The 7,669-nt window shown below is 35.4% G+C and carries 9 protein-coding genes; 4 read left to right on the top strand and 5 right to left on the bottom strand.

The window, feature by feature from the left end:
• The 5 genes from ACOVO2_RS20915 to ACOVO2_RS20935 form a co-directional block, all read right to left on the bottom strand.
• Positions 1–1,888, bottom strand: a 1,888-nt coding sequence (locus tag ACOVO2_RS20915; protein ID WP_421771851.1) for a TraG family conjugative transposon ATPase, incomplete at its 3' end; no start/stop codon positions are given.
• Positions 1,866–2,201: a DUF4133 domain-containing protein gene (locus tag ACOVO2_RS20920; protein ID WP_421771852.1), complete on the bottom strand. Its 336-nt coding sequence runs from the start codon at positions 2,199–2,201 to the stop codon at positions 1,866–1,868. The genes ACOVO2_RS20920 and ACOVO2_RS20915, both read right to left, overlap by 23 nt.
• A gap of 1 nt (position 2,202) precedes the next feature.
• The gene (locus ACOVO2_RS20925) at positions 2,203–2,616 is read right to left on the bottom strand and encodes a hypothetical protein (RefSeq protein ID WP_421771853.1); all 414 of its coding nucleotides are present in this window, start codon (positions 2,614–2,616) and stop codon (positions 2,203–2,205) included.
• A 2-nt stretch (positions 2,617–2,618) separates the two neighbouring features.
• Positions 2,619–2,963 (bottom strand): hypothetical protein, encoded by a 345-nt coding sequence (locus tag ACOVO2_RS20930; RefSeq protein ID WP_421771854.1) that lies wholly within the window; start codon positions 2,961–2,963, stop codon positions 2,619–2,621.
• 9 nt (positions 2,964–2,972) lie between these two features.
• Positions 2,973–3,290 carry a DUF4134 domain-containing protein gene (locus tag ACOVO2_RS20935; protein WP_421771855.1) on the bottom strand — a complete coding sequence of 106 codons (318 nt, stop codon included), beginning with the start codon at positions 3,288–3,290 and terminating at the stop codon, positions 2,973–2,975.
• A 170-nt stretch (positions 3,291–3,460) separates the two neighbouring features.
• Here ACOVO2_RS20935 and ACOVO2_RS20940 point away from each other — a divergent pair, with 170 nt between their 5' ends.
• The 4 genes from ACOVO2_RS20940 (at position 3,461) to ACOVO2_RS20955 (ending at position 7,279) form a co-directional block, all read left to right on the top strand.
• Complete coding sequence (locus ACOVO2_RS20940) at positions 3,461–4,042, top strand: helix-turn-helix domain-containing protein (protein WP_421771856.1); 582 nt, start codon at positions 3,461–3,463, stop codon at positions 4,040–4,042.
• 451 nt (positions 4,043–4,493) lie between these two features.
• The gene (locus tag ACOVO2_RS20945) at positions 4,494–6,515 is read left to right on the top strand and encodes a type IV secretory system conjugative DNA transfer family protein (protein WP_421771857.1); all 2,022 of its coding nucleotides are present in this window, start codon (positions 4,494–4,496) and stop codon (positions 6,513–6,515) included.
• A gap of 3 nt (positions 6,516–6,518) precedes the next feature.
• Positions 6,519–6,728, top strand: coding sequence for a hypothetical protein (locus tag ACOVO2_RS20950; RefSeq protein WP_421771858.1), 210 nt, complete (start codon positions 6,519–6,521; stop codon positions 6,726–6,728).
• Complete coding sequence (locus ACOVO2_RS20955; RefSeq protein WP_421771859.1) at positions 6,725–7,279, top strand: M23 family metallopeptidase; 555 nt, start codon at positions 6,725–6,727, stop codon at positions 7,277–7,279. The genes ACOVO2_RS20950 and ACOVO2_RS20955 overlap by 4 nt, the downstream gene beginning before the upstream one ends.
• Positions 7,280–7,669: the final 390 nt, after the last annotated feature.

Here is a 7,669-nt window from a genome sequence, read left to right on the forward strand (position 1 = left end):
AAACTACAAATGGCTCTTGCGAAAAATCTACATTTTCTTTTGAGTTCAGTAGATACCCATATTCACCATCTGCATAGAACGGCTGTAATACATACAGAAATTGCTCAAGGTCGAATTCCTTACCATTTCTACCACCTAATTCTTCAAAAATCTTTTTGAAAGAATCTCTGATGTATTCGTAGAATGTATCGAAACATGGGTAAATCGCTGGATTTTTCTGCAAATACTTGTAATATTCCGTTACCATTGCTAAAAGCGTTACTTCCTCACTTTTTGTAATGGTATCACCTGAGTTTTTATAAAGCACCGAAAGCAAATCAACAATTACTTGCTTAAACTCTTGTTCGAGTTTCAATCTATCGTCAAGAGGATTGAACTCCATGTAAAATGGGTTCAAACGAATTGGGTTTTCGGTGGTATGGGTTAGGTACTTTCCACCTAAAATCTCGGCCAAACGCTTATAAGAATGACCAATATCAATGATAGTAATATGCGAGCCACTCATCAGTAGATAGTAAATCATATTATTCATAGTAAATGATTTACCACTTCCCGAAGGGCCGATAACTGTAAAGTTTCGGTTAAAAATGAGTTTTCGTTTGAGTGGGTCGAAAAACAAATCTACAATTCGAGGCGTACCGAAACGGTCGGTAAGCAGCATTCCACCATTTTGCCAAACGCTTTGTTTATAGTTGGTTTCAACATTCCAGAGAGCCAGAGCATTATCCAGCAAGCAAGTAGCGAAGTTATCTTTGCCCAACTCAACTGCATTGGCGGGAATACACGACCAATACAATTGCTCAGCATGAGTTGTGGCCATTTTAGAAATGAACCCTGTATTTTGAATAGCAGACGACACTTCATTTTTATACTGTTCCAACACTTGTTTTGACTCATGGAAAATCTGAATATTGAAATGAGCATGAACGGCCAAACTTGCACCCGTTGTGAGCGAATCAACCATCATCGTTTTTTGCTCGACCGAATAGGTATTATCTCTACTCCACCTCGAAAATGAATAGGCTTTTTTAGCATCAGCCATCATTTTTGCCTTCAAATCGTTCTGTTTCGGAATATAAATTACCTGATTATAAACGTGGTTGAATTGCAAATTCAACCCAAAAGCCAAGCCATAGCTGGCGGGCATTTTAGTACGGTCGGTAGAATAATCTCGAAACGAAACTACTGAGGGTAGTTCGTGCGGATATTGCTCTAAATCATTGATAACAAACGTATAACTTTGCTTATTTCCAACTCTAAAAACACCATCATTTGAACTCAAATCATACAGATTCTTATCATCAAATGCCAAGGAAAAGTAATAATTGAGCAAACCTTCGGCTTTCTTACTTCCTGCAAAATCTTCTCTTTTCAATTGATTAACAGTCAGTATCTTTGACTGATTAATAGAAGCTTGGAATGATTTAACCTTTTGCCAGAAAGCTGCAATAGTATCTTGTTCTATAACGTTTTTGGGGACAAGATGCCGACGAAAAATGGCAGATGCCAAACTATCTCGTTTCAGCGGATTAGAACTGGGCAAAATCACGTAGATAAATGCCTTGTGATTAATAAAAGGACGGTCTTTGAATTGGAGTTCATTCTTCGCAATAATAAAATCATTAGAAGTATTGTAGCTCAAATCAGGCTCATATTTATCTTCAATGAAAAAATCTTGTTTATGCACCAAATAACCCTCGCCCAAATTCTTTACGGCTTGAAGGAGTGCATCGAAACAAAGCTGGTAGTTGTGTTCGGACACACAAAATATTTCGGGGAAAGTTACCTCAAATGCGACTGCTAAATCTGCATTTTTAGTGTAGATTATTCCTCGGTTATCAATCGTTGCGATGGGTTGTATTTCTTCAACTGTTCGTACTTTTGCCATGTTCTTCTGTTCCTATCAGTTTGTAAAAAGGTTGATTGTGTAGTAAAAAATTAGGTTTTCTTTCGGTGTGTTGGCTATGAATATGCCCCCATTTTCCATTTCTATCCATCAATATTTTGATATACATATAAGCCCCTACCCCTACAACTATACTAAAGAAGATGAGTATAAAGCTTGAAAAGCCTATCATATAGAGAAAGAAGGTTAAAAAGAGCAAACCCAAGATTACGCCAGCTAACATATAAAAATACCGCCCTTTAAAGCCCTTAAACTCGATTTCATCATCGACACCTTTTATTACTTTCTGTATCATTTTATAAGATTGCTTCTATGAGGTAGCCAAAGAAAAATAAGAATATCAATGCACCTAACCATTTATAAAGAAGGTCGATCACATCTTCACCGCCGATATACTTTTGGTAAATCTTAACCACTGAAAAGATTGAAATACCAACACCAATAACCAAAGCCCCGTTATGTGCTTCAATAGCTACGCTTTCAGCTCCCGATGTTGGATTTACACCTTTGTATGCTCCACCAACAATGTAGTAACCAACCGCCCAAAATATGACCTGAACGAATCCTAAACCAAACAACCAAGCTAATATCAAAGGAATCACTTCTTCTCCCCTGCCCCATTTTTGGTATATTTTGAATCCACCAACCACGCCTGCGGCCGCTGTTGCAAACAAAGCCGTATTTTTAACTAATTGATACAGTGTATTCATGTCTAAAAACTGATAGGTTGATATTCCCCAAACGATTGCTGTGAAATGTAGATTCTTAAAAATTGTATGATAAAAAAACTAAGGATAATGCCACCCCACCAACGATAGATTAGTGGCAAAACATCTTCTTCGCCCAACTGCCAACGGTAATAAATTTTATAAGTGGCCACAAGTGCCATCAAAAAAAGAAGTATCAAAGCAAAAGCATGGATTTTACCGATGTTATGGTGAATCGGAGATGTGATATAAGTATCTGCTCCTAAGGCGTTGACATCGCTTTTGTGTAAATTGACTTGGGCAAAACAAAAGTTTATCGAAATCGTAAAAACGAAAAGTAGTTTTTTCACTTCTCTTGATTAAATAAACATGGCTCGTAAAACCGTATTGGCTATCAGTAAAAACAGACACGAGCCGAACCAACCCGCTGCCGACTGCATAACGTTGTCTTTGCCTTGCTGCCAATTTACATAAACCCTAAATGCTCCAACTAATCCAAGCATAATGGCTATGATATAAATAACTGTGGTTACTGGGTCGATGTAATCTTGTAGTCCCGATGTTAAATCATCTAAAGCATTTGCTCCTGCTTCTATCCCACCGGGTTGAGCAGTTACTATCAAAGGCGAAATAGTTAAAACTAACTTTGAAATTAGACCAAATCTGATGTGTTTCATTTTCTCATCTATTTATTGTTTATAAAATACAGATACAAATATTGCAATTTATGAGAAAATAAAAATCATTTTTTGCAATTTATTTTGTTTTACTTTCATTTTTAAACAATTTTCATCTTAAAAATGACATTTACTATTGAAATTATTGCATAATTTGATTAATTTGCGATATGAACATCGGCGAGAACATACAAAACCTGCGACAAGCAAAAGGACTGCTACAAGCAGACATGGCAGAAAAAATAGGCATGGATAAATCCACCTATTCGAGAATAGAAAAGAAAGGGAACAAAATTGACTTTGAGGAAATATTAAAAATCTCAAAGGCTTTGGATGTTACGGTACTTGAGTTAATATCATCAACCAAAGATGATAAAACTCAACAACTGGAAGCAAGACTTTCTGAAATAGAAAATGAACTACAACAAACCGAGCGTGAAAAATCGTTGATTGTTACTAACTGCTTAGACTTCATTAATTCTTCGATTGAACATAAATTTTGTAGTAGCTATCACAACCTCTTTCGGCAAAAGAAAGTCTTTGAAGACCTTACTTACGCAGAGCTTCAACAAATTTATGAAAATGACCTCTGTAATGACTATACAGTTTTCTACGCCCTGAAAAAGGGACTAATAGCAAATGTTTCTCTGAATAATATTCATAAGAACTATTTGAACTACATTGAAGACCAAATAAAGAATAACAATAAGAAATTCTCTGATTTTATACGAATTAGCAGTTTTCTACCCTAAATCGAAAGTAATCATCTAAAGCTTCTATAAAGTTCGTATCAGGGGCAATCTTCTTTTCTACGAAAGCATTTAGTACATCTTTGAGTATTTTTTGACTGTAGAAAATTGGATGTCGAACGTAAAAATCATCGGAAATACTCTGATTTTCGTCATTGGAAAGTGTCACCAAAAATTGATAGTAATACTTGGTCTTTTGAATTTTGGCACTTTTCAATGTATGCAATTTTTTAAGATACTGTTGTGCAATCATGGAAATTATAAAAGTAATGCTGACAGCTAAAAGTATTAATTTTTCTATGGCTATGATTAAATCTACGAAGCTAAATTATAACGTTTCGCAAAATTTGAAATTGTAAAAAAAGCACTTAAAACGATATAATTTAAAAAAAATGACATAAAAATTCTTTTTTGTTGCAAAAAATGAGATTTTTGCTCTCAAAAATAATCAATTATGTCCACAATCGAAACCACAGCCAAAGAAAAAGAGTTTTCTTCTAACATTTTTTATTTGCTCATCTTTACTTCCATCGCTCTTATTTTTCTTGATGTCCTTTGGAAGTTCCAAACGTATATTTATTACAGTTTGTCGACCAAACTTCAAAAAGCGTTTGTATTTCTGATTCAGTTATTACACAAACTTCAAGGAAAATCGAATCTATTTGATAGCCACATAATCGTTTGTTTTCTTTTGTTGCTTTATGTTTTTATTTGCTTGGTCAGTAAAAACAAAGCAAATCTAAAAGCGAGTAAAACTTCGGCAAATCTTTACATACTCGTTGGACTATGTTGTTGGCTGCCATGTTTCGCCCAAAATCAATTTCTTTTACATAACTCTGCATTATCAGCTGGGTTATATGCTACGCTCCTGCTCATCTCTATGATGCTCATTGTAAGAGGTGGATTGATTTTCAACTCGATGGTAAGTGTTCCCGAAAACGATTTATTCAATGAATTGAATGAGCAATTTCCGCAGAATGCCAAGAATCTTGAAAATGAGTTTTCAGTTGGATTCAAAACCCAATATATGTTTCGTAACGAATGGAAAGAAGGTTTTGTTTCGGTGGTAAATCCACAAAGAGCCGTTTTAGTAGCTGGTTCGCAAGGTTCGGGTAAAACCTACTCTGTTTTGATTCCTGCATTATGGCAGTCGATTTATAAAGGGTATTGTGGGGTTATTTACGATTTCAAGTTCCCAGATTTATCAATCGAAGCTTACAATGCTCTGATAAAAGCCATTGCAAACAATCCAAAAGTATTTAGTCCCGATGGAAGCTCCACTCCTATCATACCCAAATTTGTAGTCATTGATTTTGAAAATCTGAAATATTCCAATCGCTGCAATCCATTTAACCAAAACTACATGAGTAGCATTGATGATGCTGCCCAATTATCGAAAACCCTATTGTATAATATCAACAAAACTTGGATAAAAAAAGAAGGTGATTTTTGGGTTAGTTCGGCCATCAACTACCTAACTTGTGCGATTTGGTTTCTAAAAATCATGGAAAAACAATACCCACAACTGGGCGAAATTTGTGATTTACCCCACGCAATTGAGTTAATCAACAAAGACCCTGTTACGATTTTCTCAATTATTGAGCGTTATCCCGAACTGGATACCTATAGTTCGATGTTCACCTATGCCATTCGCAGTCAAGCTACCAAGCAACTGTCTGGGCAACTATCGAGTGTACAAACCGCACTGGCGGGTATTTCTTCTGCCAATATTTATTGGGTAATGTCAGGAAATGATACTGATTTATCAGTCAATGACCCACAAAACCCTAAAATATTCTGTTTGGGTAATACTCCAACAAACAGCAATGTTTACGGAGCTGCCTTATCGGTTTATACATCCACGATGATGAAAATGATTTATAAGCACAAACAAATCAAGTGCGGCTTTTTCATTGACGAATTACCCTCTATGTACTTGATGGGTTTAGATGATTTCATTGCTACGGTAAGAAGCTACAAAATTGCAACTTGGCTCGGCATTCAAGACATTGAACAACTGACCAAATCGTATGGTCAAGATTCGGCCAATGTGATTATTAATACTTGCGGAACGATTTTTTCGGGGTCGGTCAATGCTAAAACGGCCGAAACTTTCTCAAGAATGTTTGGCAAAACGAATCAAAACAAAGTAGATGCAAGCCTGACCAAAGAAGACATTAATCTGAGCTATGGGACAAATATGCAAGAACTCGTACCTGCCTCAAAAATTATGACGCTTTCGCAGGGAAATTTTGTAGGCAAAGTAGCAGATACTTTCAACCAGCCAATTGACCTCAAATTATTCAAATCATTCATTCAAGTCGAAGATGATGAATTGAAGAAAGAACGAAAAGAATTGCCATTAAAATTCTTTGGAACGGATGAAGAACTGCAAAATGCAGTTCAAGAAAACTACCTAAAGATAAAAGCAGATGTACAAAAAATCATTGATTACGAAAGCGATAAACTTGTTTAAACCATGAATTTGATTGATTTTATTTCATATTCCTCGATTTTGATGTTTGTGCTCTACATCATTTCAGTAAATTTCTTTACTAAAGCAAACACTAATAAAGTTCAAGGTCGTCCGCCGATACAACCCTTTACTTTCTTCAAAAAAGCGAAAAATGGTCAGATGAGCGTAGAAAAAGCCATTGAATTAATAGAAAAATCAGCACAGAAAAAATGATATTATCATTCATTTTGATTGGGTTTATCAGCCTTTTTCACGAACCAGATTGCGATAAAATCCAAGCTCAAATAAGCTATTTAGATGAACAATCAGTTCGGAAAAACTTTGCCTATTTTTATAGAAAATGCCCGAAAATGGCTCTGACTATTCCGTGCTTTTTACCGCTTAAAAATTTTACTGATGCCAGAATTTCAAGTGGTTTCGGCACTCGAAAGCACCCATTGAGCGGCATAGTAAAGCATCATAATGGAATTGATATTGCAAGCCCAGTGCGTGAAGTTGTTGCAACTGCATCGGGCATCGTCAAAGCTACTGGCTATGATGATGGTTTGGGGAATTTTGTAATCATCGACCATCAAAACTCTTATCAAACCACCTACGGACACCTTTCTAAAATTTCAGTACAAGAAGGACAACAAATAAATATCTTAGAATCTATCGGTATGGTTGGCAGCACTGGAGCTTCTACTGGCAACCACATTCATTATGAGATACGAAAAAATGGGATTCTTGTGAATCCCATTGAGTATTTGTTGTTGGTGTATTGAAAATCAATAATTCTTATTTTCATTCACTATACTTTTTTATCCTAAAATCTTTCTAAAAATCGCCTTTGCCTCTCAAAATCTGCATGCTTTAATGAATAATCAATCTGTTCATTTATATATCGTTTGATAGGAATTAAATTTATTCCTATATCAGACCTTTCAACAACAGAAAGAATATTTCTCCAATCCGCTGCTTCAATATCCCCAATATTTACATCGCCTGAATATGTACCACCATTTCCTCTCCACCAAATTTTAGCAAAAATATTCTTGTCTTGAGTAAGAGATAAAAACAGTAAAAGAATTTCATCAAATAAAATCTGTTCGAGAAATTAGTTTAAATGAATTATCTAAAAAAGAAACATTAGAAGCGGAAGGTTATATCAAGGG

This window comes from Emticicia sp. (assembly GCF_049241225.1).
Lineage (GTDB): Bacteria > Bacteroidota > Bacteroidia > Cytophagales > Spirosomataceae > Emticicia.